Annotated in this window: 24 protein-coding genes; 10 read left to right on the top strand and 14 right to left on the bottom strand. The window is 73.5% G+C overall.

The features are described 5' to 3' along the window. Positions 1-20 precede the first annotated feature (20 nt). A complete protein-coding gene (locus tag B5Y66_RS16065) occupies positions 21-596 on the bottom strand; it encodes a GNAT family N-acetyltransferase (protein WP_079575466.1) in 576 nt (191 codons plus the stop codon). Between the two features lie 168 nt (positions 597-764). Here B5Y66_RS16065 and B5Y66_RS16060 point away from each other — a divergent pair, with 168 nt between their 5' ends. Both B5Y66_RS16060 and B5Y66_RS16055 read left to right on the top strand, forming a co-directional pair. Then, complete coding sequence (locus B5Y66_RS16060) at positions 765-1,991, top strand: pyrophosphate--fructose-6-phosphate 1-phosphotransferase (protein ID WP_079575465.1); 1,227 nt, start codon at positions 765-767, stop codon at positions 1,989-1,991. A 49-nt stretch (positions 1,992-2,040) separates the two neighbouring features. Continuing rightward, entirely contained in the window at positions 2,041-3,405 is a 1,365-nt protein-coding gene (locus B5Y66_RS16055) for a class II 3-deoxy-7-phosphoheptulonate synthase (protein ID WP_176168895.1), read from the top strand. Between the two features lie 11 nt (positions 3,406-3,416). Here B5Y66_RS16055 and pknB read toward each other — a convergent pair whose 3' ends face one another. Further along, a complete protein-coding gene (gene pknB, locus B5Y66_RS16050) occupies positions 3,417-5,429 on the bottom strand; it encodes a Stk1 family PASTA domain-containing Ser/Thr kinase (protein ID WP_079575464.1) in 2,013 nt (670 codons plus the stop codon). 48 nt (positions 5,430-5,477) lie between these two features. On the opposite strand from pknB, the gene B5Y66_RS16045 reads away from it, so the two are divergent. After that, entirely contained in the window at positions 5,478-5,885 is a 408-nt protein-coding gene (locus B5Y66_RS16045) for an Rv2175c family DNA-binding protein (protein ID WP_079575463.1), read from the top strand. A gap of 12 nt (positions 5,886-5,897) precedes the next feature. Here B5Y66_RS16045 and B5Y66_RS16040 read toward each other — a convergent pair whose 3' ends face one another. Together B5Y66_RS16040 and B5Y66_RS22315 are read right to left on the bottom strand one after the other, a co-directional pair. Further along, positions 5,898-7,004 carry a polyprenyl synthetase family protein gene (locus tag B5Y66_RS16040; protein ID WP_079575462.1) on the bottom strand — a complete coding sequence of 369 codons (1,107 nt, stop codon included), beginning with the start codon at positions 7,002-7,004 and terminating at the stop codon, positions 5,898-5,900. 61 nt (positions 7,005-7,065) lie between these two features. Continuing rightward, entirely contained in the window at positions 7,066-7,701 is a 636-nt protein-coding gene (locus B5Y66_RS22315; protein ID WP_139820917.1) for a hypothetical protein, read from the bottom strand. 177 nt (positions 7,702-7,878) lie between these two features. Here B5Y66_RS22315 and B5Y66_RS22310 point away from each other — a divergent pair, with 177 nt between their 5' ends. From B5Y66_RS22310 to B5Y66_RS22590, 3 genes are all read left to right on the top strand, one after another. Then, a complete protein-coding gene (locus B5Y66_RS22310; protein ID WP_139820916.1) occupies positions 7,879-9,138 on the top strand; it encodes a DUF4192 domain-containing protein in 1,260 nt (419 codons plus the stop codon). 9 nt (positions 9,139-9,147) lie between these two features. Then, positions 9,148-9,504: a universal stress protein gene (locus tag B5Y66_RS16030; protein ID WP_079575460.1), complete on the top strand. Its 357-nt coding sequence runs from the start codon at positions 9,148-9,150 to the stop codon at positions 9,502-9,504. 308 nt (positions 9,505-9,812) lie between these two features. After that, on the top strand, positions 9,813-11,408 hold the full coding sequence (locus B5Y66_RS22590; RefSeq protein WP_245807163.1) for an RNA polymerase sigma factor: 1,596 nt from the start codon (positions 9,813-9,815) through the stop codon (positions 11,406-11,408). 80 nt (positions 11,409-11,488) lie between these two features. Here the strand turns inward: B5Y66_RS22590 and B5Y66_RS16020 are convergent, their stop codons facing one another. Then, positions 11,489-12,913 (bottom strand): FAD-binding oxidoreductase, encoded by a 1,425-nt coding sequence (locus B5Y66_RS16020; protein WP_079575458.1) that lies wholly within the window; start codon positions 12,911-12,913, stop codon positions 11,489-11,491. 206 nt (positions 12,914-13,119) lie between these two features. Further along, positions 13,120-13,335, bottom strand: a complete 216-nt coding sequence (locus B5Y66_RS16015) for a DUF7455 domain-containing protein (RefSeq protein ID WP_245807162.1) — start codon at positions 13,333-13,335, stop codon at positions 13,120-13,122. A gap of 135 nt (positions 13,336-13,470) precedes the next feature. Between B5Y66_RS16015 and B5Y66_RS16010 the strand changes: the two genes are divergently transcribed. The 4 genes from B5Y66_RS16010 (at position 13,471) to B5Y66_RS15995 (ending at position 17,142) form a co-directional block, all read left to right on the top strand. Next, the gene (locus tag B5Y66_RS16010) at positions 13,471-15,597 is read left to right on the top strand and encodes a DNA gyrase/topoisomerase IV subunit B (RefSeq protein ID WP_079575456.1); all 2,127 of its coding nucleotides are present in this window, start codon (positions 13,471-13,473) and stop codon (positions 15,595-15,597) included. A 93-nt stretch (positions 15,598-15,690) separates the two neighbouring features. Then, positions 15,691-16,122, top strand: coding sequence for a DUF4430 domain-containing protein (locus B5Y66_RS16005; RefSeq protein ID WP_176168894.1), 432 nt, complete (start codon positions 15,691-15,693; stop codon positions 16,120-16,122). Continuing rightward, complete coding sequence (locus tag B5Y66_RS16000; RefSeq protein WP_079575454.1) at positions 16,119-16,733, top strand: DUF6580 family putative transport protein; 615 nt, start codon at positions 16,119-16,121, stop codon at positions 16,731-16,733. Before B5Y66_RS16005 ends, B5Y66_RS16000 begins: the two co-directional genes overlap by 4 nt. A 40-nt stretch (positions 16,734-16,773) precedes the next feature. After that, positions 16,774-17,142 (top strand): DUF2200 domain-containing protein, encoded by a 369-nt coding sequence (locus B5Y66_RS15995; RefSeq protein WP_079575453.1) that lies wholly within the window; start codon positions 16,774-16,776, stop codon positions 17,140-17,142. A gap of 45 nt (positions 17,143-17,187) precedes the next feature. Here the strand turns inward: B5Y66_RS15995 and B5Y66_RS15990 are convergent, their stop codons facing one another. The 8 genes from B5Y66_RS15990 to B5Y66_RS15955 form a co-directional block, all read right to left on the bottom strand. Then, positions 17,188-17,595, bottom strand: a complete 408-nt coding sequence (locus B5Y66_RS15990; RefSeq protein WP_079575452.1) for a RidA family protein — start codon at positions 17,593-17,595, stop codon at positions 17,188-17,190. A 109-nt stretch (positions 17,596-17,704) separates the two neighbouring features. Then, positions 17,705-18,265: a small multidrug efflux protein gene (locus B5Y66_RS15985; protein ID WP_079575451.1), complete on the bottom strand. Its 561-nt coding sequence runs from the start codon at positions 18,263-18,265 to the stop codon at positions 17,705-17,707. Between the two features lie 221 nt (positions 18,266-18,486). Beyond that, positions 18,487-18,765 carry a hypothetical protein gene (locus B5Y66_RS15980; RefSeq protein WP_079575450.1) on the bottom strand — a complete coding sequence of 93 codons (279 nt, stop codon included), beginning with the start codon at positions 18,763-18,765 and terminating at the stop codon, positions 18,487-18,489. Between the two features lie 51 nt (positions 18,766-18,816). Next, positions 18,817-19,920: a dihydrodipicolinate synthase family protein gene (locus B5Y66_RS15975; protein ID WP_079575449.1), complete on the bottom strand. Its 1,104-nt coding sequence runs from the start codon at positions 19,918-19,920 to the stop codon at positions 18,817-18,819. Continuing rightward, a complete protein-coding gene (locus tag B5Y66_RS15970; protein ID WP_079575448.1) occupies positions 19,920-20,936 on the bottom strand; it encodes an NAD-dependent epimerase/dehydratase family protein in 1,017 nt (338 codons plus the stop codon). The genes B5Y66_RS15975 and B5Y66_RS15970 overlap by 1 nt, the downstream gene beginning before the upstream one ends. A 116-nt stretch (positions 20,937-21,052) precedes the next feature. Next, positions 21,053-22,036, bottom strand: coding sequence for a Gfo/Idh/MocA family protein (locus B5Y66_RS15965; protein WP_079575447.1), 984 nt, complete (start codon positions 22,034-22,036; stop codon positions 21,053-21,055). After that, positions 22,033-23,085 carry a Gfo/Idh/MocA family protein gene (locus tag B5Y66_RS15960; protein WP_079575446.1) on the bottom strand — a complete coding sequence of 351 codons (1,053 nt, stop codon included), beginning with the start codon at positions 23,083-23,085 and terminating at the stop codon, positions 22,033-22,035. Before B5Y66_RS15960 ends, B5Y66_RS15965 begins: the two co-directional genes overlap by 4 nt. After that, complete coding sequence (locus B5Y66_RS15955) at positions 23,082-24,311, bottom strand: DegT/DnrJ/EryC1/StrS family aminotransferase (RefSeq protein ID WP_079575445.1); 1,230 nt, start codon at positions 24,309-24,311, stop codon at positions 23,082-23,084. The genes B5Y66_RS15960 and B5Y66_RS15955 overlap by 4 nt, the downstream gene beginning before the upstream one ends. Between the last annotated feature and the right edge of the window lie 134 nt (positions 24,312-24,445).

Raw genomic sequence — 24,445 nt, 5'->3', positions numbered from 1 at the left:
GGTTCCCGCCGGGGCGCGGGTCAGTCGACCGTCAGGGACAGCCAGGCGTCCGGCGGCACCTCCGGCCGCCCGGGGACCAGTCGGTGGTCGACCGTCCACGCGTCGCCCGTGACGTCGGTCGCGACCCGGGGCCAGAACGCGGCGGCGGCGATGTTGGCGTCCTGGAACGCGATCTCCCACGGGCCGGGGAGGTCCCGCAGCACCGTGCCCGCGAGGTCGCGTCCCACGCCGCCGCGGCGGGCCGCGCGCACCACGAAGAACGCGGACAGCACGCGGACCGGTGCGTCGAGACCACGGACCAGGGCGAACCCCACCGGGTGCTCGACCTGGCCGCCCGCGGGGTCCTCGGCGACCGTCGTCGCGAGATGGGTGCGCCACCGCGCCCGCGCGCCGTCGTGCCCGAGGTCGTCGAGCGCCGCGAGGAGCCGCTCGTCGCGGAACCGTCCGTCGGGTCGGGGGAGCTCTCCCGAGACCGCGGACATGTCGTGCCGGAAGAGGAGCCAGAGGCGCTCCAGGACATCGCGGTCTGCCGCGGTCGCGCGGCGGACGCGGAGACCGGTCGTGGTCCGGGCGGAGGGCTTGCCAGGTGTCGTCATACGCAAGAGCCTCCCGGCGCCGGAACGGCGGGGAGGCTCGGGGACATCATCTCACGCGTGGCGCCCTGGGGGCGAGGCGGCCCGTCCGGTGGACGGCGGGGATGGCGGCGCGGCGCTGCTCTTAGGATGGAGTCGCTGTTCGTCCCCCACCGAGAGGTAGCCCCTGTCATGTCGGTTCGTCGCGTGGCTCTCCTGACCGCCGGCGGCTTCGCGCCCTGCCTGTCCTCCGCCGTCGGCGGCCTCATCGAGCGGTACACGGAGCTCGACCCGTCGATCGAGATCATCGCCTACCAGTACGGCTACCACGGGCTCCTCACGGGCACGAAGATCGTGGTGGACGACGAGGGCCGTAAGCAGGCCGGGATCCTGCACCGGTTCGGCGGCTCGCCCATCGGCAACTCGCGGGTGAAGCTCACCAACGCCGCGGACTGCGTCAAGCGCGGCCTGGTCGAGGAGGGCGAGAACCCGCTGGAGGTCGCCGCCGAGCGCCTCAAGGCCGACGGCGTCGACGTGCTGCACACCATCGGCGGCGACGACACGAACACCACCGCCGCGGACCTCGCCGCCTACCTGCACGACAACGGCTACGAGCTCACGGTCGTCGGCCTGCCCAAGACGATCGACAACGACGTGGTGCCGATCAAGCAGTCGCTCGGCGCCTGGACGGCGGCCGAGGAGGCCGCGGGCTTCGCCGCGAACGTCATCGGCGAGCACCGGTCCGGCCCGCGCATGCTCATCGTGCACGAGGTCATGGGCCGCCACTGCGGCTGGCTCACCGCGGCCAGTGCCAAGGAGTACCGCACGTGGCTCGACGCGCAGGAGTGGGCCCCCGCCCTCGGCCTGACGCGCGAGCGCTGGGACGTGCACGCCGTCTTCCTGCCGGAGCTCGAGCTCGACATCGACGCCGAGGCCGCCCGCCTGCGCGGCGTGATGGACGAGATCGGCAACGTCAACATCTTCCTGTCCGAGGGTGCGGGGATGAACGAGATCGTCCAGCAGCTCGAGGCCGCCGGCGAGGAGGTGCCGCGCGACCCGTTCGGGCACGTCAAGCTCGACACGATCAACCCGGGCCAGTGGTTCGCCAAGCAGTTCGCCGAGAAGCTGGGTGCCGAGAAGGTCATGGTGCAGAAGTCCGGCTACTACTCGCGCGCTGCGGCCGCGAATGCGGAGGACCTGCGCCTCATCAAGTCGATGACGGACCTGGCGGTCGAGTGCGCGCTGCGCGGCGAGGCCGGCGTCATCGGCCACGACGAGGAGGACGGCGACCGCCTCAAGGCGATCGCGTTCCCGCGCATCGCCGGCGGCAAGGCCTTCGACGTCTCGGTGCCCTGGTTCGGCGAGATCCTCGAGGGAATCGGCCAGCCGCTGGTGCCCGCGAAGCCCGCCGCGCACTGACGTCGGGCCACCGAGGCAGACCACGCAGCCACAGGCAGGAGTAGCCCGCATGACCACCGCCGTCGACACCGTGGCGCCCGGGAGCGACCCCGAGGGCCTGGACCGGTTCCGGGCCCTCAAGGCGCGCCAGCAGCCCACGTGGCCGGACGCCGACGCGCTCGCGGCGGTGGCGGGCAGGCTCTCGCAGGCCGCGCCCCTCGTGGTGCCGGCCGAGGCCCGGCTGCTCACGGAACGCCTCGCCGCGGCAGGCCGCGGCGAGGCGTTCCTCCTGCAGGGCGGGGACTGCGCGGAGACGTTCGCCGACGCGAACGCGACCCGTATCCGCAACAAGATCCGCACCATCCTGCAGATGGCCGTGGTGCTCACCCACGGCGCGAGCACGCCCGTGGTGAAGATGGGCCGGCTGGCAGGGCAGTACGCCAAGCCGCGCTCGTCGGACCTCGAGACCCGTGACGGCGTGACCCTGCCCGCCTACCGCGGCGACATGGTCAACGGCCACGAGTTCACCAGTGCCTCGCGCACCCCGGACCCTCGGCGCCTCGAGCAGGCGTACCGGATCTCCTCGGCCACGGCGACCGTCGTGCGCGCCTTCACGCAGGGCGGCCACGCCGACCTGCGCCGCGTGCACGAGTGGAACCGCGGGTTCATGCGCAACCCCGCGTACGCGCGGTACGAGCGCACCGCCGCCGAGATCGACCGCGCGATCCGGTTCATGGAGGCCTGCGGGGCCGACTTCGACGCCCTGCGCTCCGTGGAGTTCTACCTCAGCCACGAGGCGCTCATCCTCGACTACGAGCGAGCCCTCACACGTGTCGACGCGCGGTCCGGCGAGGCCTACGCGACGTCGGCCCACTTTCTGTGGATCGGCGAGCGCACCCGCCAGCTCGACGGCGCGCACGTCGAGTTCCTCTCCCGCGTCGCCAACCCGATCGGGGTCAAGCTCGGTCCGACGACGTCAGCCGACGACGCGCTCGCGCTCGCGGCGCGGCTCAACCCCCACAACGCCCCCGGCCGCCTGACGTTCGTCACCCGCATGGGCGCCGGCAAGGTCCGCGACGTGCTGCCCGGAGTGGTCGAGAAGGTCACCGCCGCAGGGGTCGCCGTCACCTGGGTGACGGACCCGATGCACGGCAACACGATCACCTCCGACAGCGGCTACAAGACGCGGCGGTTCTCCGACGTCCTCGACGAGGTCACCGGCTTCTTCGAGGTGCACCGCGCCCTGGGCACGGTGCCCGGCGGGCTGCACATGGAGCTCACGGGCGACGACGTCACCGAGGTGCTCGGCGGCAGCGAGGAGATCGACGACGCCGGGCTGGCGCTGCGCTACGAGACGCTCGTCGACCCGCGCCTCAACCACCAGCAGTCGCTCGAGATGGCCTTCCGCGTGGCGGAGATGCTCACGAGCTGGTGACCCCCCCGTGGTCACCACACCGTGAGCGTGACCGTGCTGCCCTTCGGGGCCTTACCCGTGGTGTCCTGGAACCGGACGGTGTCCAGCAGCCCGCCCAGGTAGGTGTTCTCCTCGACCTTGAAGCCCGCCTTCTCCAGCGCCTTGCGGGCAGGCTCGGTGTGCTTGCCCACGACGTTCGGCACCTCGACCAGGGGCGGGCCCTGGGAGATCGTCAGGGTCACGGTGTCCGTGCGGTGCGCCGTGGCGCCGTCCCGGGGTTCCTGGGCCAGCACGTGGCCCCGGGGGACGTCCTCGGAGTACTCGGGGTCGGCCAGCTCCACGGCGAGCCCCAACCCCTCGAGGTCGGCGACCGCGGCGTCCTTCTCCTTGCCCACCTCCTGCGGGACCTGCACCGGCGCGGGCCCGTCGGAGACGGTGAGCGTCACGACCGTGTCGTGCCGCTGGCGCGAGCTCTCCTCCACCGACACGTCGAGCACCTCGCCGCGGTCGGCCTCGTCGTCGTACGACCGGGCCGGGTCGCCGACGGTGAAGCCCGCGTCCTCCAGTGCGGCGGTGGCGTCCTTGCGGTCGGCGCCGACGAGGTCGTCGGGCACGGTCAGCATCTGCACCCCGCGGGACACGACCAGCTCGACGGAGCCGTCGGTGCGCACCCGGTCGCCGGGCGCGGGGACGCTGGTCACGACCGAGCCCTCCGGGACCTCGTCGTCGAAGGCACGGCTCGTGGTGGTGCCGAGACCGGCACCCTCGAGCACGGCGCGAGCATCGTCGGCCGCCACCCCGGCCACGCCGGTGGGCACCGAGGTCCAGGCTCCGGGGCCGTCGGCGAACCACCACCAGGTACCCAGTCCGCCGCCGCCGAGCACCAGGACGAGCGTGAGGATCCACGCGACCGCGCGACGGCGCCGCGAGGGGCGACGGTAGGCCTCGGTGGGTTGCTCGACGAGCGCGTCCGTGAGCTGGGCCGGGGCGCTCGCCGAGACCTCCTGGAAGAAGGCGGTCGGGATCTCGTCGACCGCGTCGGTGCCACCCTCGCCGCCGTCGTCCCCGTCAGCGTCGCCGTCACCGTCGGCCGCGTCGACCCCGCCGGGGCCGGACGGGCCGGGACGGGCGGCGACGGCGGGCGGGTCGGCGCGGCGCGCGAGCAGGTCGGCGTCGAGAGACGCGCGCAGCGCCTCGACGGCCCCGAGCGCCGCCCCGGCGTCCGGCGGGCGCTGCTGCGGGTCCCGGGCCGCGAACGACGCGACGAGCGCGTCGATCTCGGCGGGCAGCCAGTCCACGAGGCCCGACGGCGCCGGAAGGTCCTCGTGCACGTGGTGGAAGGCCACCTGGATCGGCGTCTCGCCCGCGTAGGGGAGAGTGCCGGTGACGAGCTCGTACGCGAGCACCCCGACCGCGTAGACGTCGGTGCGCGCGTCGCACGTGCTGCTGGTGATCACCTCGGGCGCGAGGTACGCGACCGTGCCCAGGACGGTTCCCGTGGCGGTCGTGGTCACCTCGGTGACGGCCCGGGCGAGGCCGAAGTCGGCAACCTTCACCCGGCCGCCCGCGGCGGGGTCGCCGTCGCCCACGACCAGGACGTTCTCGGGCTTCACGTCCCGGTGCACCAGGCCCTTGCGGTGCGCGGCGGCGAGCGCGGCGAGGACCTGCGCGACGACGTCGAGCGCGCGGTCCAGGGTGAGCGGTCCCGACGCGTGCAGCTCGCGCCGCAGGTTGGTGCCGGGCACGTACTCCATCGCGAGGTAGCTGGTGTCGCCGTCGACGCCCTGGTCGTAGACCGCCACGACGCCGGGATGGGTGAGGCGGGCGGCGGCGCGCGCCTCGCGACGGAACCGCGAGACGAACGCGGCGCCGTCCACGCCGTCCGCCAGGTGCGGGTGCATCACCTTGATCGCGACCTCGCGGTCGAGGCGGCGGTCGGTGGCGCGGTACACGGTGGCCATGCCGCCTCGGGCGACGCGCGCGACGATCTCGTACCGCCCGTCGACCAGGCGGCCGAGCATCGGGTCGGTCGTCGTGATGGCCACGCGACGAGTGTAGGGGCGGCCGGATCGGCAGGCCCGTAGGCTGGCCCGGTGAACGACACGACCGCGCCGGAGCCCGGCAGCCACACCGACGACCGCACCGCCCTGGAGTCCCTGGTGGACGAGTGGCTGACCCTGCCCGACGTGGCGGAGGCGCTCGGGACCCCGGTGAGCAAGGTGCGCGGGCTGGTGTCAGAGCGCACGCTCGTCGGGATCAAGCGCGGAGAGCGGAACACGTTCCAGGTGCCCGCCGTGTTCCTCGTCACCGACGACGGCGCACCGCACGTGCTGGGCACGCTGCGCGGCACGGTGCTGGTGCTCTCCGACGTGGGGCTGGACGACGCGGCGATCCTGCGCTGGCTGTTCGAGACCGAGCCGTCGATCGGCAGCTCCCCGATCAGGGAGCTGCGTGCCGGGCGCCGGGCCGAGGTGCGCCGGGTCGCCCAGGCGCTGCTCTGACCTCTCGCGGACTCAGGCGGCCCGGTCGACGGCGGCTCGGGCAAGGTCGAGCAGCACCCCGCGACCGGGCTCGTCGAGGCGCGCCGCGGCGAGGGCGTCCAGCGCGCCGTCCGCCAAGGTGTCGATGAGGGCCTCGACGCCGTCCAGCGCGCCCGACCCGGCGATGACGCCGCGCAGCCGCTCGACGGCGGTGTCGTCCAGGCCAGGGTCGCCCAGCCGTGCCACGACGAGGTCGTGGTCGGCCGACCCCGCGGCCGCCAGCGTGCGGGCGACCAGCACGGTGCGCTTGCCCTCGCGGAGGTCGTCGCCCGCCGGCTTGCCCGTCACCGACGGGTCGCCGAACACACCGAGCACGTCGTCGCGGAGCTGGAACGCCTCGCCGAGCGGGAGCCCGGCGTGCGAGACGGCCTCCACGCCGGCGGCCGACGTCCCGGCGAGGACCGCGCCGAGCACGAGCGGACGCTCCACCGAGTAGCGGGCCGACTTCGCGCGCAGCACGCCGCGGGCGCGCTCCTCGTCCGCCGCGGGATCCAGGCCCCAGGGCTCGGCCTGGACGAGGACGTCGAGGTACTGGCCGACGACGACCTCGGTCTGCATGGCGTCGAACAGCGCCCGGGCCGCGGACGACCGGTCGGCGGGCAGGTCCGCGACCGCGGCCGCGATCTCCCGCTGGCACGCCACGAGGCAGAGGTCGCCGAGCAGGATCGCGGCGGCCGTGCCGAACCGCTCTGCGGAACCGGCCCAGCCGGCGTCCGCGTGGCGCGCCTCGAACGCGCGGTGGGCGGTGGGCTCGCCGCGGCGCGTGTCCGACGCGTCCATGACGTCGTCGTGCAGCAGGGCGGCCGCCTGGAACAGCTCGAGCGCGGCCCCGGCCCGCACCACTGCGTCTCGCTCGGGACCCGTCGCCGCGCCGCCGTGGGCGCGGTAGGACCAGTAGCAGAACGCCGCTCGCAGGCGCTTGCCGCCGTGCAGCAGCACGGCAGCCTGGTCGGTCAGGGCCGTCGCCGGGGCGCCGATGGCGGCGACCTCCTGCGCGAGGGCGTCCAGATGCTCCTCGACCCGGGCGTCGACGTCGGTGCGGAGGTTCTCGAGGTCGACCAGCGACGCAGCGGTGGGCATGCCGACAGCCTAAGCGCCCGGTGCGGGCGCCTCGACGGGCATGACGGTCGCGCCGCCGGGGTCAGCCGGCCACGACGGAGCCGCTCACCGTCACGAGGCGGCGATCGCCGTCGTCGAGCACGCCGAGGGTGACGGACTCCAGGACGGGGTCCGCGTCCTTCTTCCCCTTCGGCGTGCTCTCGCGGCCGAACGTGGTCTGCGCCGTGAGGCCCGAGAAGGTCGACGTGCCGGACTCCTCGAAGCCCTCCTTGCCGAGGCGCTTCGCGAGCTGGTCGATGACCTCCTGGGTGCTGCGTGTCGTGCTCAGGTTGAGGGTGACGTCCGTGAGGGCGCCGTCGCCCGGCGTCGCCGAGCTGGCGAGCACCGTGGCGTCCTCCGGGGCGCCGAGCAGCTTCTCGGGGAATCCCTCCGCGTAGCCCCCGACCGCCGTGCCCGGGTCGAAGGTGGGCAGTGCGGACGCGTCGCTCGGCCCGGGGCTGGGGGTGGGAGAGTCGGTGGCGCCGCGCACTCCCACGCCCGAGCCGGCCGTCCCCGTCGCGGAGGCCTCGTCGCCGGGGCTGCCACCGCCGTCGAGCAGGCCGCAGCCGGACAACGTCAGCAGAGCGACGAGGGCGGCGGCGCCGACGTCGCGTGCCCCCGCGGCGAGCGTGCGTGCCGGCCGGTCCGGGCGACGAGGGCGGCGGGGGAGCGGGGGCACGGCGCCTACGGTAGCGGCCCGCGGAACGAGGCCCGCGCCCGATCTGCGACCGGACCCCCACCACCTTGCGGACGTCGCGCCGCCGGCGTGGGCGCCGAGCCTGCCCCCAGCTCGGCTCCGTCCACAGACGGGCGTCGGGCGGCGCCGCGGTGCACGACAGGACGCTGGGATCGAGCCATGGACGCCGCATACGCCACCGACCGCACCGGGGAACCGGCATCGCCTTTCGACGCCCCGCTCGTGCTCCGATCCTCACGCGACCTGCTCGCCGCCGTCCCGTACCTGCTCGGGTTCCGGCCTCGGGAGTGCGTCGTCGTCCTTGCGGTCACGACCGACGGCCGGGTCGGGCTCGTGGCTCGGATCTCGCTGACAGACCTCGACGGCACCGGGGGCGACGTGAGGACCGTGGCCCGGGCCGCCGGCCGGGTGGGCGCATGCCTCGCGCTCGTCGTGCTCTACACGTCCTCCCCGCCGGTGCAGGCACGGGCGCGTGCCGCAGCCGTGGTGGGTGCGCTGGACGAGTCGCTGGACCGGGCGGTCGACGTGGAGACCTGGCTGGTGGGATCCGAGAGGTACCGCGGGCTCGACTGCACCGACCCCGCCTGCTGCCCGCCGCAGGGGCGCCCCGTGGCCGAGCTCGAGCAGGGCGAGGTCGGGGCCGCGTTCGTGGTCGCGGGCCGGGCGGTCGCCGCCTCGGAGCAGGAGGCGCACCGGATCCGCCGCGCGTCGGCCGGCGTGCGTGACCGTGTCGCGAAGGCGGCGGCCCGCGCGGAGCGGACGCGCGCCGCGGCGCGCGGACAGGCGGCGGCCGCCCCCGGTAGGGGGCCCGGCCCGGGCGGGGTCGACGCCCTCGGACGGTGGCGGGCCGAGGCGTACGGCGTGTGGTGCGACCTGGTGCGGCAGGCTGCCGCAGAGCTGCGCGCCTGCCCGCCCGGCGACGTCGTGCTGCCGCCGGCGCGCCTGGGCCGCCTGGCAGTGGCGCTCGCGGACGTCCCTGTCCGCGACGCCGTCCTGCTGTCGCTCGTGCCCGGCGGGCGGGAGGCGGCGGACCACACCGTGGGAGCGGGCCCGGACGGCGACCCGCGCGAGGTGGAGGCCGCCACGTCGCGGGCGATCGCCAGGGTGGTGGACCCTCGGTGCGGCGTGCCGCCCGATGGGCCCACCGCGGACGCGGCCCGGCTCGTGCTCGAGCAGGTGGTGGGCGCAGCGCCGCGGCGGTGGCACGCTCCACCCCTCGCGCTGCTGGGGTTCCTGGCATGGTGGCGCGGCGACGGGTGGCTTGCCGCGCGCCGGGTGCGCGAGTCTGCAAGACAAGATCCCGCGTACCGGCTCGCGGCGCTCCTGGCAGGGGTGCTCGAGGCCGGCGTCCCGCCCGGATGGGTGAGCTCGGGGCGGCACCCGTCCACGGCCGGTGTGGCTGGGCGCGCGGTCGGGTAGCGTGCCCCCATGGCGATCGTCGTCGGACTCCTGAGCACGGCCGAGGGACAGGCGGCACTCGCCGCAGCGAAACGCGAGGCGCAGGAGCGGTCAGTCCCGCTCACCGTCGTCGTGACCAGGGACGACGGTGGTCCCGAGAGGCAGGCGGTCGAGGACGACCTGGCCTCCTCCGGGCTCGTGTTCTCGGTCGTCGGCGGCACAGGTGACCTTGCCGAGGACCTCGTGCGCACGGCGCACGACGCGGGGGCCGAGCTCATCGTCGTGGGGCTGCGCCGGCGCAGCCCGGTCGGCAAGCTGATCCTCGGGTCGGGGGCGCAGCGCATCCTGCTCGAGGCGCCCTGCCCGGTGCTGGCGGTCAAGCCGTGACGACCGACGCGCGCGCCACGCCCGGCAGTGTGACGCTCGTGACCGTCCGGAGGTGGCCGGCGGCGTCCGACGGAACGGGCGACGGGCGCCGATCGGCCCGCCATGCCGGGAATCTTCGCCCCGCCCCGTGCGTTGTGCCAGCACCGGAGAACGGACGACGTGGGTACGGGACAGGGCGCAGGAGCCCGTGGTGCCCCTCCGTCGCGGATGTCGCCGGTACAATAGAGGTGTCCGCCTGAGCCACGACAGTCCGAGTCGGAGGCCTCGACGGCGGTGCACCGTCCCCTCGAATGCCGAAAGGTCGGTTTGTGGCGTCCACTGCGCAGAACCCTGCACTTCCCCGCGAGTTCGAGCACCCTGCCCTGCAGGGGCTGCTCGCTCGAGGCACCGCCGACGGCCGGGTCGACGCCGAGAGTTTCCGCGCTGCCTGCGAGAACGCCGCGGTGGCGGACCCGAAGCGTCTGAAGGCGGTCCTGCGCGCCTTCGCGACCGCCGGCGTCGAGATCGGTGTGCCCACGGCCACCAAGGTCGCCGCTGCCAGCTCGGGCCGGAGCACCACCACCCGTGCGAAGGCACCGGCGGCGCGGTCCGCGAGCGCGGTCAAGACGTCCACCGTGACGACCTCCACCGTGAAGTCCTCGACGGACGACGAGCCGGACGAGGCCACGCCCGCGGCGAAGACGCCGGCGGCGAAGGGCGCGTCGGCCAAGACCGCCGCGGCCAAGGGCACCAAGTCCACGCGCGCTCGTAAGACGGCAGCGAAGGACGAGCCGGCCCCGGACGGCATCGAGGACGTCGAGAACGACGCCGACGACGAGTCGGAGAACGAGGCCGCCGAGCGCACCACCGCGAGGGGTGGCAAGGCCGGCGCCGGCAAGGACGGCAAGGGCGAGGACGAGGAGACCGGGTTCGTCGTCTCCGACACGGACGACGACGACCAGCCCGCGCAGCAGGTCGTCACGGCCGGCGCCACCGCCGACCCCGTCAAGGACTACCTCAAGCAGATCGGCAAGGTCGCGCTGCTGAACGCGGAGCAGGAGGTCGAGCTCGCGAAGCGCATCGAGGCCGGCCTGTTCGCGGAGGAGCGCCTCTCGAAGAACTACGCGGACTACGACAAGACGAAGGCGAGCGCCGACGAGCGCCGCATGTACCGCGACCTGCGGTGGATCGCGCACGACGGCAAGCGCGCCAAGAACCACCTGCTCGAGGCCAACCTCCGTCTCGTGGTCTCCCTGGCTAAGCGCTACACGGGCCGCGGAATGCTGTTCCTGGACCTGATCCAGGAGGGCAACCTCGGTCTGATCCGCGCGGTCGAGAAGTTCGACTACACCAAGGGCTACAAGTTCTCGACGTACGCCACTTGGTGGATCCGGCAGGCGATCACGCGCGCCATGGCCGACCAGGCCCGCACCATCCGCATCCCGGTGCACATGGTCGAGGTCATCAACAAGCTGGCCCGCGTGCAGCGTCAGATGCTCCAGGACCTCGGCCGCGAGCCCACCCCGGAGGAGCTGGCCAAGGAGCTGGACATGACCCCGGAGAAGGTGGTCGAGGTCCAGAAGTACGGTCGTGAGCCCATCTCGCTGCACACCCCGCTGGGCGAGGACGGCGACAGCGAGTTCGGCGACCTCATCGAGGACTCCGAGGCGGTCGTGCCGGCCGACGCCGTGAGCTTCACGCTGCTGCAGGAGCAGCTGCACCAGGTGCTCGACACCCTGTCGGAGCGTGAGGCGGGCGTCGTCTCGATGCGGTTCGGCCTGCAGGACGGCCAGCCCAAGACGCTCGACGAGATCGGCAAGGTCTACGGCGTCACGCGCGAGCGGATCCGCCAGATCGAGTCCAAGACCATGTCGAAGCTGCGGCACCCGTCGCGGTCCCAGGTGCTGCGGGACTACCTGGACTGATCCGCGCACGACGCACGAGAGCCCCGGAACCCTGCGGTTCCGGGGCTCTCGTGCGTCCGCGGTCGGCGGAGGTCGCGCGGTCAGCGCGCGTCGCCCCCCACGACCGACCACCGGGCGGACGGGTCGAGGACCCCGTGGGGATCGAGCTGCCGGCGCAGCGTCACGAGCCGGTCGTACGTCGCCGGGCCGTACGCGTCGCGCACCAGCGGCGCTGAGACGTCGTCGCGCGGCCCGGCGAAGTTGAGCAGCGATCCACCGGTGGCCCACGGCGCCATCGCGTCGTGCACCGCCTGGAGGTGTACGGCGACGTCGGGTGGGCCGACCGGGCTGCCGAGCGCGCCGGTGAACAGCGTGTATGCGGCGTCCCGGCCGCCGACGGCGTTCGGCACGGCCGGTGGCCGGGCGAGCGTGCCGCCCAGGAGCCGGATCTCGCCCGCGAGCACGGGAGAGTCGGGCGGCACCGCGCCGAGGAACGTGTCGACGGCGTCCTCGGTCAGCTCGCGGAGCAGACCGCCGCGCTCGACGAACGGCATCGGGTCCTCCGGGTCGGCGTGCAGCGCGCCGATCAGCGCGTACGGCAGGTCGCCGACCGTGTCGAGGAGCGTCGGGGACACCTGGCGCAGGGCATCGACCACCGGGTCGGGGGCGGCGAGGTCGCCGTGCCGGACGTAGCGGACCACGAGCACCGCCCGCCCGCGCAGCGGCTCGGGCACGTCGGGCAGAGGCGGCAGGTTCAGCCGCGCCACGGAGGTGGAGACGTCGTCGGCGAGAGTCGACGTGAGCTCGCGCCACCGGTGCAGCACGGCGGGCGCGTCGTCGACGTCGAACCAGAGCGTCCCGGCGCGCACGGCGCGCAGGGGGAACAGGTCGAAGGTCATCGCGACCACCACGCCGAACGCGCCGCCGCCGCCGCGCAGCGCCCAGAACAGATCCTCGTGCCGGTCCGGTGTCGCGGTGACGAGCTCGCCTGACGGGGTGACCACGTCCATGGATCGCACGTGGTCCGCAGCGAAGCCGAAGGTGCGGGCCAGCGGGCCGAGCCCGCCGCCGAGCGTGTAGCCGACCACCCCGACGTGCGGGGACGACCCGCACAGGCCGCCCAGACCCCAGGCAGCGCCGGCCTCGAGCACCGTCGCCCAGGCAACGCCCGGGCCGACGGTGGCGGTGCGGGCGTCCGGGTCGACGGAGAGCCGGTCGAGGGCGGCCACGTCGAGGAGCACGTCGTCAGGGCCGGTCGGCGGGGCGCTGTGCCCCGTGGAACGGACGCCCACGCGGACGCCCTGGTCGGCGGCGGCGCGGACGGTCGCGACGACGTCCGCGACGGTTCTCGCACGCACGACCAGCGCCGGCCGATGGGCGAGCGCGAGGTTGAAGCCGGGGAGCGCGGCGCCGTAGGCGGGCTCGCCGGGCGACAGGATCTCGCCGTCGAGCCCCTGCGTGAGTGTGGCGTGCAGCCGGGCGTGCCTCGACGGGTCGCGGGTGGTGGTGGGCGCGGTGCTGGTCATGGTCTCTCCTGGCGCTCGGGACTGTCCCGAGAACTGAGAGCGAGGAGGAGGGACGGCGGTGACGGCATCGCGGGGTGACGTCTGGGTGAAACCGCCGCGCCGGGGGATGACCGGGTGCGGCGGGTTCGAGCGCCCCGGACGCACAAGAGCCCCGCACCGAGGTGCGGGGCTCTCGTCGTTCGTCGGTCTGCCGGAGAGGCGGCGGGTCAGCCCGCCCCGTGCTCGGCGTGGAGCCGGTCGGTCTCGTCCTGGATGTGGACGGCGACTCCCTGGTAGGCGTCCGCGTGCGCTCGTGCGTGGTGCCCGCAGAAGAGGAGCTCTCCGACGGGCAGGACCACTCGCACGTACGCCTGGGCGCCGCAGCGGTCGCAGCGGTCGGCGGCGGTCAGCGGCTGGGTCGGTTCGGTCGTCGTGGTGCTCACGTGACTATCCAACCAGACCGGTGCCCCGGAGCATCCCTGACCCGGGGCAGGTTCGCTCCGGGCATAGCGGCGTGGGGCACACCTCGGCGGCGTGGGCCGACGGTACAGGCGTTCGAGTCGTCTACCCTCGTTCCCGTGACAGCCACCTCCGAGTCCGGGTACACCGCACGCCACCTCACCGTCCTCGAGGGTCTCGAGGCGGTGCGCAAGCGCCCCGGCATGTACATCGGGTCCACGGACTCGCGGGGCCTCATGCACTGCCTGTGGGAGATCATCGACAACTCCGTCGACGAGGCGCTGGGCGGCCATGCGACGGCGATCCGCGTCGTCCTGCACGCGGACTCGTCCGTGACCGTCGAGGACGACGGGCGCGGCATCCCGGTCGACATCGAGCCGAAGACGGGGCTGTCCGGCGTCGAGGTCGTCTTCACCAAGCTGCACGCGGGCGGGAAGTTCGGCGGCGGTTCGTACACCGCGTCGGGAGGCCTGCACGGCGTCGGAGCCTCCGTCGTCAACGCGCTCTCGGCGCGCCTGGACGTCGAGGTCGACCTCAGCGGCAAGACGCAGCGCATGACGTTCCACCGTGGCGAGCCGGGCATCTTCACCGACCCGGCGACCGGTCCGTCGCCGGAGTCCCCTTTCGAGCCGTTCGTGTCCGGGTCCGAGCTTGCCGTCGTCGGCAAGGTCAAGCGCGGCGTCAGCGGGACCCGCGTGCGGTACTGGGCGGACCGTCAGGTCTTCCCGAAGACGGCGGTGTTCAGCTACGACGAGCTCGTCACCCGGGCCCGCCAGACGACGTTCCTCGTGCCGGGCCTCAAGCTCACGCTGCGCGACGAGCGCGGGCTGCCCGGCACGCCGGGGGAGACCGGCCCGCACGAGGAGGTCTTCCAGCACGACGGCGGCGCGGTGGACTTCGTCGAGTTCCTCGCGCCCGACGCCCCGGTGACGTCGACCTGGCAGCTGCGGGGCAGCGGGCAGTTCACGGAGACGGTGCCGGTGCTGGACTCCCGCGGGCACATGTCGCCGCAGGAGGTGAGGCGCGACTGCGAGGTGGACATCGCCCTGCGCTGGGGCGGCGGCTACGACACGGAGGTGCGCACCTTCGTCAACATCATCGCGACACCCAAGGGCGGCTCGCACCTGTCCGGCTTCGAGCAGGGCCTGCTCAAGACGGTGCGCAAGCAGATCGAGGCCAACGCGCGCCGGCTCAAGGTCTCCACCAAGGACGCGGCGGAGCGCATCGAGAAGGACGACGCGCTGGCCGGCCTCACGGCCGTGGTCACCGTCCGGCTCGCCGAGCCGCAGTTCGAGGGGCAGACCAAGGAGGTGCTCGGCACCGCGCCGGTGCGCGCCATCGTCTCCCGCGTCGTCGAGAAGGAGCTGGGCGCGCTGCTCACCTCCACCAAGCGCGACGAGAAGGCGCAGGCGGCGCTGCTGCTCGACAAGGTCGTCGCCGAGATGCGCGCCCGCGTGACCGCGCGCAAGCAGAAGGAGATCTCCCGCCGCAAGAACGCTCTCGAGGCCTCGTCGCTGCCGGCGAAGCTCGCGGACTGCCGCAGCGACGACGTCACGCGCAGCGAGCTGTTCATCGTCGAGGGCGACTCGGCCCTCGGGACGGCGAAGCTCGCGCGGTCCAGCGACTTCCAGGCGCTGCTGCCGATCCGCGGCAAGATCCTCAACGTCCAGAAGGCGTCGATCAGCGACATGCTCCGCAACGCGGAGTGCGCGGCCATCATCCAGGTGCTCGGCGCCGGATCGGGCAGGTCGTTCGACCTGGAGGCCGCGCGCTACGGCAAGATCGTCCTGATGACGGACGCCGACGTCGACGGCGCGCACATCCGCACCCTGCTGCTCACCCTGTTCTACCGGTACATGCGCCCGATGCTCGAGGCGGGCCGGGTCTTCGCGGCCGTCCCGCCGCTGCACCGCGTGGAGGTGCTGGGCAGCGGACGGCGCAAGAACGAGTACCTGTACACGTACTCGGAGGCCGAGCTCACCGCGACGCTCAAGAAGCTGGACCGCGCCGGGCGCCGGTACAAGGAGGACATCCAGCGCTACAAGGGCCTGGGGGAGATGGACGCCGACCAGCTCGCCGAGACCACCATGGACCCGCGGCACCGCACGCTGCGCCGCGTCACGGTGGAGGGCGCCGAGGCCGCGGAGCGGGTGTTCGAGCTGCTCATGGGCAGCGACGTCGCGCCCCGCAAGGAGTTCATCGTCGCCGGCGCGAACACGCTCGACCAGTCGCGGATCGACGCCTGACCGTCGACCGGCCTCGGCCCGGACCCGCACGCCCCGGCGTCCGGATGGCGGCCCGAGCGGCGGGCGACCCCGGGTGATGGGTACCCTCTGGCCGTGAAGATCCCCCGCTCGACATCTCGTTCGGCACCGTCCCGTCTGCTCGCGCTGCTCCCGGCGACCGCCCTCGCCGCGGGCCTGCTCGCCGGGTGCTCCGACGGCGGCGCGTCCGACGCCGGCTCCACGGCGTCCGCCAGCGCGTCGGTCGACCCGACGGAGCAGGTCGCCGAGAGCCTCAGCAAGTTCTCATACCCGGGCGAGGACGGCAGGACGGCGCTCGAGCTGCTGGAGCAGCACGACCCGGACGCGCAGGTGCAGGGCAAGGGCGAGAACGCCTACGTCACCGCGATCGGCGGCCGTGAGGCCGACCCGGAGACCGAGTTCTGGGGCCTGTACGTCGACGACGAGATGGCCCAGGTGGGCGCGGGCTCCCTCGAGACGAAGGACGGGGAGACCATCACCTGGAAGCTCGAGGAGATCGAGAAGTGACCGCCGCGAGCTCCCACCTGGACGCCCCGCTCCCCGCACGCGAGCTCGCGCGGCGCTGGTGGCGCCCGGCGGTCGCGGTCCTGCTCGTCGTGGGCGCCGTCGTCTGGCGCCTGGTGAAGACCGACCTCGGCGCGCCGCCCAACCTCGAGCTCTCGACGGCCGCGGCGTTCGCCGCGGCGGGGCTGCTGCGCCACCGGCTCGCGATGCTCGCGCCGCTGGTCGTGGTCGCGCTGAGCGACGTCCTGCTCGGCAACTCCTCGGTGCTGGTGTTCACGTGGACCGCGTGGGCCGTGATCGGCGTCGGCGCCTGGTGGGCCGGCCGCACCCGAGGCGCCACGGGCCGCCTGGTCGCCGCGCTGGGGTTCGGTGTCGGGAGCTCGCTGTTCTTCTACGTGTGGACCAACGCGGGCGTGTGGTGGCTCGGCCGGGGGACGTTCTACCCGGAGGGTCTCGACGGCCTGGTGGCGAGCCTTGTCGCGGGGCTGCCGTTCCTGCGGCCCATGTTGATCGGCAACCTGGTGCTGGTCCCGCTGGCGGCCGGGCTGGTCGCGCTGGTGGCGCGCCTCGAGCGCGCGACCGGACCGGCTGTCGACGCGGTCCCCGCGCGGTAGCCTCGACGGCAGACCTGACCGTCACGACAGGAGGCGACCGATGCCTGCCGACCGGATCCGGCGGATGACCTTCGCCAGCATCTACCCGATGTACGTGCAGAAGGTGGAGCGCAAGGCGCGCAGCACGGACGACCTCGACCGCGTCCTCACCTGGCTCACCGGGTACGACGGCGAGGGCCTCGAGCGAGTGATCGCCGACGAGGTCGACCTGGAGACGTTCTTCGCCCAGGCCCCCGCGATGAACCCGAACACGTCTCTCATCACCGGCGTCATCTGCGGTGTCCGCGTCGAGGAGATCGAGGACCCGCTGATGCAGCAGATCCGGTGGATGGACAAGCTGGTCGATGAGGTCGCGAAGGGCAAGAAGATGACGTCGATCCTGCGCGGGGACGTCGGCGTCGGGGCGTAGCGGTCCGTCCGGGCGGAGCCGCCCGGTCGTTCCGCGCCCGCCGGCTCACGGCAGGACGGCGACGGCGTCGACCTCGACGAGGTAACCGGGTGCGGCGAGCGAGGTGACGCCGATCCAGGTGCTCGGCTGCCGGAGCTCCACACCCAGCGTCGCCGCCGCCCGCTCACGCCCGACGACGAACTGCTCGGCCTTCGCCTCGTCGAGGCCGACGACGTAGACGGTGACCTTGGCGAGGTCGGCGGCCGTCCCGCCCACGGCGTCAAGCGCGGCGGCGATGTTGAGGTACGCCTTCTCGGCCTGCGCCGCGACGTCGTCGCGGCCCACGAGGTTGCCCTCGGTGTCCCAGGACACCTGTCCCGCCAGGTACACGGTGCGCGATCCCTGCGTGACGGCGACCTGATGGTGGACGTCGACCCGGTGGACGCCGTCGGGGTGCACCAGCTGAACGGTCATGGTCGTTCTCCTTCGTTTCGGACGGACGGGTCTGGCTCGGCGTCGCGCCGTGGCTCTCAGGATGCCCGGTGCGGGTCGGTTCGGGTCGGTGCGTGCCGCCGGAGCGTCGTCACCGGACGACCTGGAGGACGCCGCTGATGATCAGGGCGGTGGCCGTCGTCCAGATGACGATCGCTGTCGCCTGCCAGACCAGGATGCGCGCCTTGCCGATGCCCGTGGCCGCGAGCATCGTGGCGGTGAACTGGGTGGGCAGGACGAGGGGGCCGAGCAGGCTCACGCCCGGGACCCCGTAGCGCTCGTAGGCGCGCTGGAACTTGGCCCGGCGGGCCACGGCGCGCGCGTCGTCGGTCTCCGGGACCGTCGGCCTCGGCCCCCGGGTGGGCGGGCCGCCGACGGTCGCCTCCGCCCGTGCCCGGGTGCTCGCCCGGCGCCGGGTGACGACGGCGTCTCGCGCCCCGGAACCGAGGAGCACCAGGAGCGCGACGCTGAGGAAGTTGCCGGCCATCGCGGCCACGGTGGCGACGACCGGGTTGATGCCGCCGAGGATGCCGATCGCCACGCCGCCCTCGCCCTCGACGAAGGGGATCGCTCCGGCGGCGGCCACGATCAAGGGCTGCAGCAGGTCGGGCACCTGCCCGACGAGGTTCTGGAGGCTGTCGACGAGGTCCATGGCGTGCTCCTGTGGTCCGGGGTGCCAGGGCGGGCCCCTGGACTGCCTCCAGTTCACCGGGCGGACGGCCGATGCAGTAGTGCGCGGCGTCACCGACTTCCGGGCGTTTCGCACGTCGCGCCCGTGACAAGTGTCATGGCCGTGACCTGCACGGACGGGTCACGTGCCCGCGCGACCCGGCCCCGCACCGCACAACGGGGCGTCGCCGTCGCAGACGACGCTCAGGCGCCCATTTCGGCCGGGGTGCCGGGGCTCAAGTTCACGCGGGACTTGTCCCATCGCCGGTAGGCGACGAACGCGATCAGGATCATGGCGAGCAGCACGACGACGGCGGGCGCGCTCGCCTCGGTGCCGAACTCGCCGCCGGTGAGCCAGTCGGGCGCGTCCTCGGCCGGAGGAAGACCGCTGACGTCGAGAGCGGCGGCAGTCCGGAGACGGGGATGCCGTCGATGTTGCCCCTCGTGAAGGTCCAGCCGGCGTGGAAGCCGATGGCGAGCCACAGCGACCCGAGCCGGAGCACGAGCCTGCCGTGACGCGGGAAGGCGCACCGGTCAGGCCAGCCAGCGGTCCAGGTTCTCGGCGACGAATGCGTCGTCGCGCAGCGCCGGGTACGCGCGCCACACTCGGTCGATTTCCGCGAGCTGGCCGGGGGAGAGGCCCTCGGCAGGGTCGAGGAATACCAGGTTCTCCAGCAGCCCCTGCCGGCGCAGCGCCTCGTGGACACCGGCGATGCAGCCGACGAACGCGTTCGCGGCGTCGAACAAGACCCCATTGGCGTCGGTGAGGGCGGGGTTGAGACGGAGCAGCTCGTGCAGCGCTGCGCCATCGCCGGCCTTCGCCGCACGCGCCAGGTCGAGTAAGCGGACGGCCTCGCGCACCCACACGGCCCACTGGCCCAGGAGTCCGCCGACCATCTCGAACCGGTCCACGACGCCGGTGGCGTCGGTACCGGTGAACGAGGTCAGGAGGTCCATGACGATGTGGTCGTCGTTGCCGGTGTACAGAGCGACGTCGTGACCGCGCTGCGAGGACGCCAGGCCGTGGACGACGTCGAGCGTCGCGTACCTGTCGAACGGCGCCGCCTTGATGCCGACGACGCTCGGGATGTCGACGAGGCGGCTCCAGAAGTCGCGCGACAGGCGACGGCCGCCGACGGCGAGCTGCAGGTAGAACCCGATGACGGGCATGACCTCGCCCACGGCGCGGGCCCGGTCGAGCAGGTAGTCCTCATCGACGTCTCCGACGCCGTGCGGCGCGAGCAGGCACAGGTCGTACCCCAGCGACGCGGCGAGCTCGGCCTCCGCGACGGCCTGCGACGTCGGACCACTCAGCCCGGCAACAAGCACGACGTCGGCGTCTGGGTACTCCGCGGCCGTCTCTGCCGCGAGGCCGAGCACGGGCTCGAGCAGCCCGCGGCCCGGCTCGTGCACGGCGAACTGCGTCGTGTGGACGGCAACGGCGAGCCCGAGCGAGCCTGCCTCCACGTAGTACCGGCTCAGCGCGCGCTGCCGGCGCTCGTCGATGCGGCCGCCGGCCGTCAGGGCGAGCGGGTGCGCCGGGATGACGCCGCCCGCGCGGAAGCGCGTGATGGCGTCGATCGCCGTGGGTGCGGACGCGGTGACGACGCGCACACCCGGAGCGGTGGGCGTGGCCATCAGAACTTCCCGTCGCGCCGCTGGAACTTGGTGGGCTTGCCGTGGACCTCGCCGCCGTCGGCGATCCAGTGGGCCGTGAGGTCCACCAGCTCGTCGACGTCGAACGCCGGGTACCCATAGCGGTCGTGGCAGCGGCTCGCGTCGGACAGCAGCGCGGTGGGTGCCTCCGAGCCCACGAACGTGACGTCCCGGCCCAGGCGCTGCCCGAGCGCAAGCGCGAGGTCGTGGACCCGGAGCGTGTCGGCCCCGGTGACGTTGAGCACGAACGGGGGCGAGTCCGCGCGACGGAGGGCCCGCAGCGTGACCTCGTTCGCGTATCCCTGCCACACGAGGTTGACGTGGGAGGTGGTGATGTCGATCGGCTCCTCGGCGAGGATCTGCTGTGCGAGGTCGACCAGCACGCCGTACCGCATCTCGACGGCGTAGTTGAGGCGGATCAGCGAGACGGGAGTGCTGTGGCGGCGCGACATCGCCTCCAGCACACGCTCGCGTCCGAGGCAGGACATGGCGTACTCGCCCACGGGGCCGGGGGCGTCGCCCTCGCGGGAGCCGCCGTCGTCCGTCGCCACGAGCGGGTACACGTTCCCGGTCGAGAGCGCGACGATCCGGGACGAGGCGAACCGTTCGGCGACCCGTCCTGGGAGGTAGGTGTTGGTGTGCCAGGTTCCGGCCTCGTTGCCGTCGGAGCCGAACTTTGCGCCCACGAGGAACACGACGTTCGCGGAGTCCGGGAGGTCGGCCAGTGCCGCCTCGTCCGTGAGGTCAGCCACGAGCGTCGCAGCCCCGGCGGCCTGGAGACGTTCCGCGGAGCCCGGGGTGGAGAACCGCGACACGGCCGTGACCCGAGCGCCGCTGCCGGCCTCCGCCACGGCGTTCGCGGCGAGCCGGACGAGGCTCGGCCCGAGCTTCCCGGCCGCCCCGAGCACGAGGACGTCGCCCTCGAGCTCTCCCATGTCGGCCACGAGGCCGGCGCTCGGCGTCGCGAGCATCCGCTCGAGCTCGTCCACCGTACGCATCTCGTCTCCTGTCTGCCGAGTGTCTGTCGAGTGAATATTGCCGGTCCGTAAACGTGAATATGGCCGTATCTAATCACACGATGGGCGGCGTGCGGGAGAGGTGCGACCCTGTCTCGTCAGGCCCAGGCCTCGACGCGGCCGCCGTGGCGTGCGCTGCGGGCCGCCAGCAGAGCCACGCGGCTGGCTCGCACGCTTGCGGCCGTCGTCACCTCCGGCTCCCGGCCGGCCGCGACGGCGGCGAACGCGTCCTGCGTGGGCCGCAGCCCGGGCCCGAGCGGCTCGTCCCACGAAGCCCGGTCGTGCGTGACGACGTGCAGACGATCCCGCGCCCAGTCGAGCTCCGCCGTCCCGAGCGTCCCGGTCAGCCGCATCCGATACCGGCCGTGCACGTCGGACGCCGCGGGCCAGACCCAGTGGGCCTCGACCGTCGCCGTCACCTCGCCGGCCGCCAGCAGCAGTGCCCCGGAGTCGGACCACTCGGGGTGCTCCGGCAGCGGTCGGCGCGGTGCCAGCCCGCTGACGGTGCCCGACGCCGCCCCGCTCAGCGCGAGGACGAGGTCGACGTCGTGGACGGGCAGGTCGCCGAGCAGGTCGCCGTAGCCGTCGCGGGTGAAGAACCACGAGGGCCGGGTGTCGGGGAGGAGCTTGTGCGGCCCGGTCGCCGCGACGAGCGCGAGGTCGCCGAGCGCCCCGGCGGCGAGCAGCCGGCGTGCCGCGAGGGTCACGGGGTGCCATCGCTTCTCGAGCACCACTGACACCCACCGCCCGGTCCGCTCGACCTCTTCCTCGATCGCCACCACGTCGTCGAGCGTCGTGCACAGCGGCTTGTCGGAGATGACGTGCGCGCCCGCCCGCAGAGCGTCGACAACGACGGCGGCGCGCCCGCCGTAGACGCCGAACGCCGCGACGACGTCGGGCTCCGTCGCCGCCAGGAGCTCCCGGTGGTCCGCGTACGCCCGCACGCCGGGCGGCGTCCACCGCTCACGGGCCGCCGGGTCAGGGTCGCTCGTGCCGACGAGCTGGAACGGTCCGTGCTCCAGTTCGTCCAGAGCGTAGGCCGTGTGTGGATGGGCCATGCCCGCGACTGCGACGCGGATCATGCGGCAACCGGGGGGAGGGGGAGATCGACCCGGCGCCCGGTCGCGGCGGAGCGGTACGCGGCGTCGATGAGCGCCACCGTGCGCCAGCCGTCGACGGCGCGGACCCGGGCCTCGCGGCCGGCCCTGCGTGCATCGAGCACGTCGTGCCACGCCTGCATGTGCCCGGCGATCCCGATGGCGGCGGGGTCGTTGGACCCGGCGGCCACCTCGGAAGACGCGTTCGGCCGGGGGACGCCGTCGACGTCCCAGCGCACGATGTCCGTGTGCGCCAGCTCGATCACGCCACGTGTCGTGCGCAGCGTGAGGCGAGCCGGGTCGCCGGGTGGCGTGGCCGTGGACGTCGCCACGATCCCGAGCGCGCCGGCCGTGGCGCGCAGCGTGACGACGGCGGAGTCCTCCGCCGGTCCGCCGTCGCCCAGCACGGCCGTCTGTGCCGTCACGCTCGCGACCGGGCCGAGGAACCACGACAGCAGGTCGACTGAGTGCAGCCCCTGGTTCATCAGGGAACCGCCGGCCGGCATTTCGCGACGCCACGGCGCGGCGTCGTAGTAGGCGACGTCGCGTCGCCACGGCACGAGCACCTCGCCGAGCAGCAGCGTGCCGAGCTCTCCGTCGTCGAACAGCCGCCGGATCGCGACGTGCTGGGCCTCAAGCCGCCGTTGCGCGATCGGGTAGACGCGGCGGCGGCGCGCAGCCGCGACCTCGAGCACACGCGTGGCGTCGTCCGTCGTGGTGGCGAGCGGCTTCTCGACGACGACGTCCGCACCGGCGTCCAGCGCGGCGACGGCATCGGCGGCGTGTCGCCCGCTCGGGGTCGCGACGGCGACCACATCAGGGACGCCGCCCGTGAGGAGATCCGTGGGGGTTACATGCCGCGCGTCTGGCCACCCCGCCCCCCGAAGCGCCTCGGCCGATCCTCCGCTGGCCGCGACGAGGCGGACATCCGCGCCGTCGCGAGCCAGGGCGGCAAGCGCCGCCGCGTGCGAGCGGCCGATGCTGCCCAGGCCCAGGATCCCGACGGTCGTCGGGCGCGTGGCCGCGGCGCTCACGCGAGCTCGTTCGCGGCCTGCGCAACCTTCGTGATCGCTCGCCCGACGGCGGCGACCTGCTCGGCGGTGCCGAGGAGGACGTGCTGGGGGAGCCAGAGCGTGTCGCGGCTCACGAGGTCGGCACGCGGGCAGGAGGACTCGGGTACCGGCTGTCCGAGCCGCTCCGCGAGCGCGCGGATCTCGGCCACGAGGGCGGTGTTGCGGTGCAGTGGCACGTAGCCGGTCGACACGCCCGGGACACCCTCCGCCGTGAGGGCGCGCACGGCAGCGTCGCGGAGCCCGCGGCGGCCGAGCTCCGGGATCCGGAAGATGAAGAGGTGGTGGCCGTGCGCCGTGACACGAGGGTCCGGCGTCGCGACCGCGACCCCCTCGACGCCGGCGAGCTGTTCGTGCAGCGCCTCGGCGTTCGTCGCCCGGACCGCCTGCTGCTCGGGGAGCCGTGCCAGCTGCGCGCGCAAGATCGCGCCCTGGAACTCGGTGAGTCGCAGGTTGTAGCCGACGGCGGCGTGCTCGTACCAGCCGCCGTCCGGCACTCGACCGACATTGACGAGGGAGTACACGGCGCCCGCGAGCTCGTCGTCGTTCGTCGTGACGATGCCGCCCTCACCGGCGCTCATGTTTTTCGAGGTCTGGAAGCTGAAGGTACCGAGGTCGCCGAACGTCCCGACGCCGCGACCCTCCCACTGCGCGCCGACGGCCTGGGCGGAGTCCTCGATGACGGTGATGCCGTGACGGCGCCCGATCTCAGCGAGCGCCGTCATATCGGCAACGTTGCCCGCAATGTGGACGGGGATCACGGCCTTCGTGCGCTCGGTGATGGCCGCCTCGACCGCCTGGGGATCGATGAGGTGCGTCGTCGCGTCGACGTCGGCGAACACGGGCACTGCCCCGACGAAGAGCGGCGCCGCCGCCGTCGCGATGAACGTGTACGGCGGCACGATCACTTCGTCGCCGACCCCGACACCCGCGGCCCGGAGCGCGGCTGCGATCGCCAGGGTGCCGTTGGAGAGCGCAACGGCATGTCGGGCCTGCTGCGCCTGCCCGAACTCCCGCTCGAACGTCGCGACGACGTCGCCGTGCGTGCTCCCCCACTTCCCCGAGTGCAGGACCTCGACCAACCCGCGCTCCTCCTCCGGGCCGGACTGAGGCCAGCTCGGGAAGGCGGGCAGCCTGCCGAGCTCGGCGTGCCCGCCGTTCAGGGCCAGGGAGGACTTGGTCTCGGACATGGTCGGCCTCATCGGTGCTCCATTTTGGCTTGCCGGATTATGCATTTACGGTAGCGACAATAAGGCGAGGCGTCGATAGGGTGGAGGCAACCGGCACGTCAGCACGACCACCCCCGACACCACAGCCACCCGGA

It is taken from the genome of Krasilnikoviella flava, from assembly GCF_900167525.1.
Classification (GTDB): Bacteria; Actinomycetota; Actinomycetes; order Actinomycetales; family Cellulomonadaceae; genus Isoptericola; species Isoptericola flavus.
The sequence above is the reverse complement of the archived record's forward strand: the minus strand, read 5'-3'. Positions and strand labels throughout refer to the sequence as shown.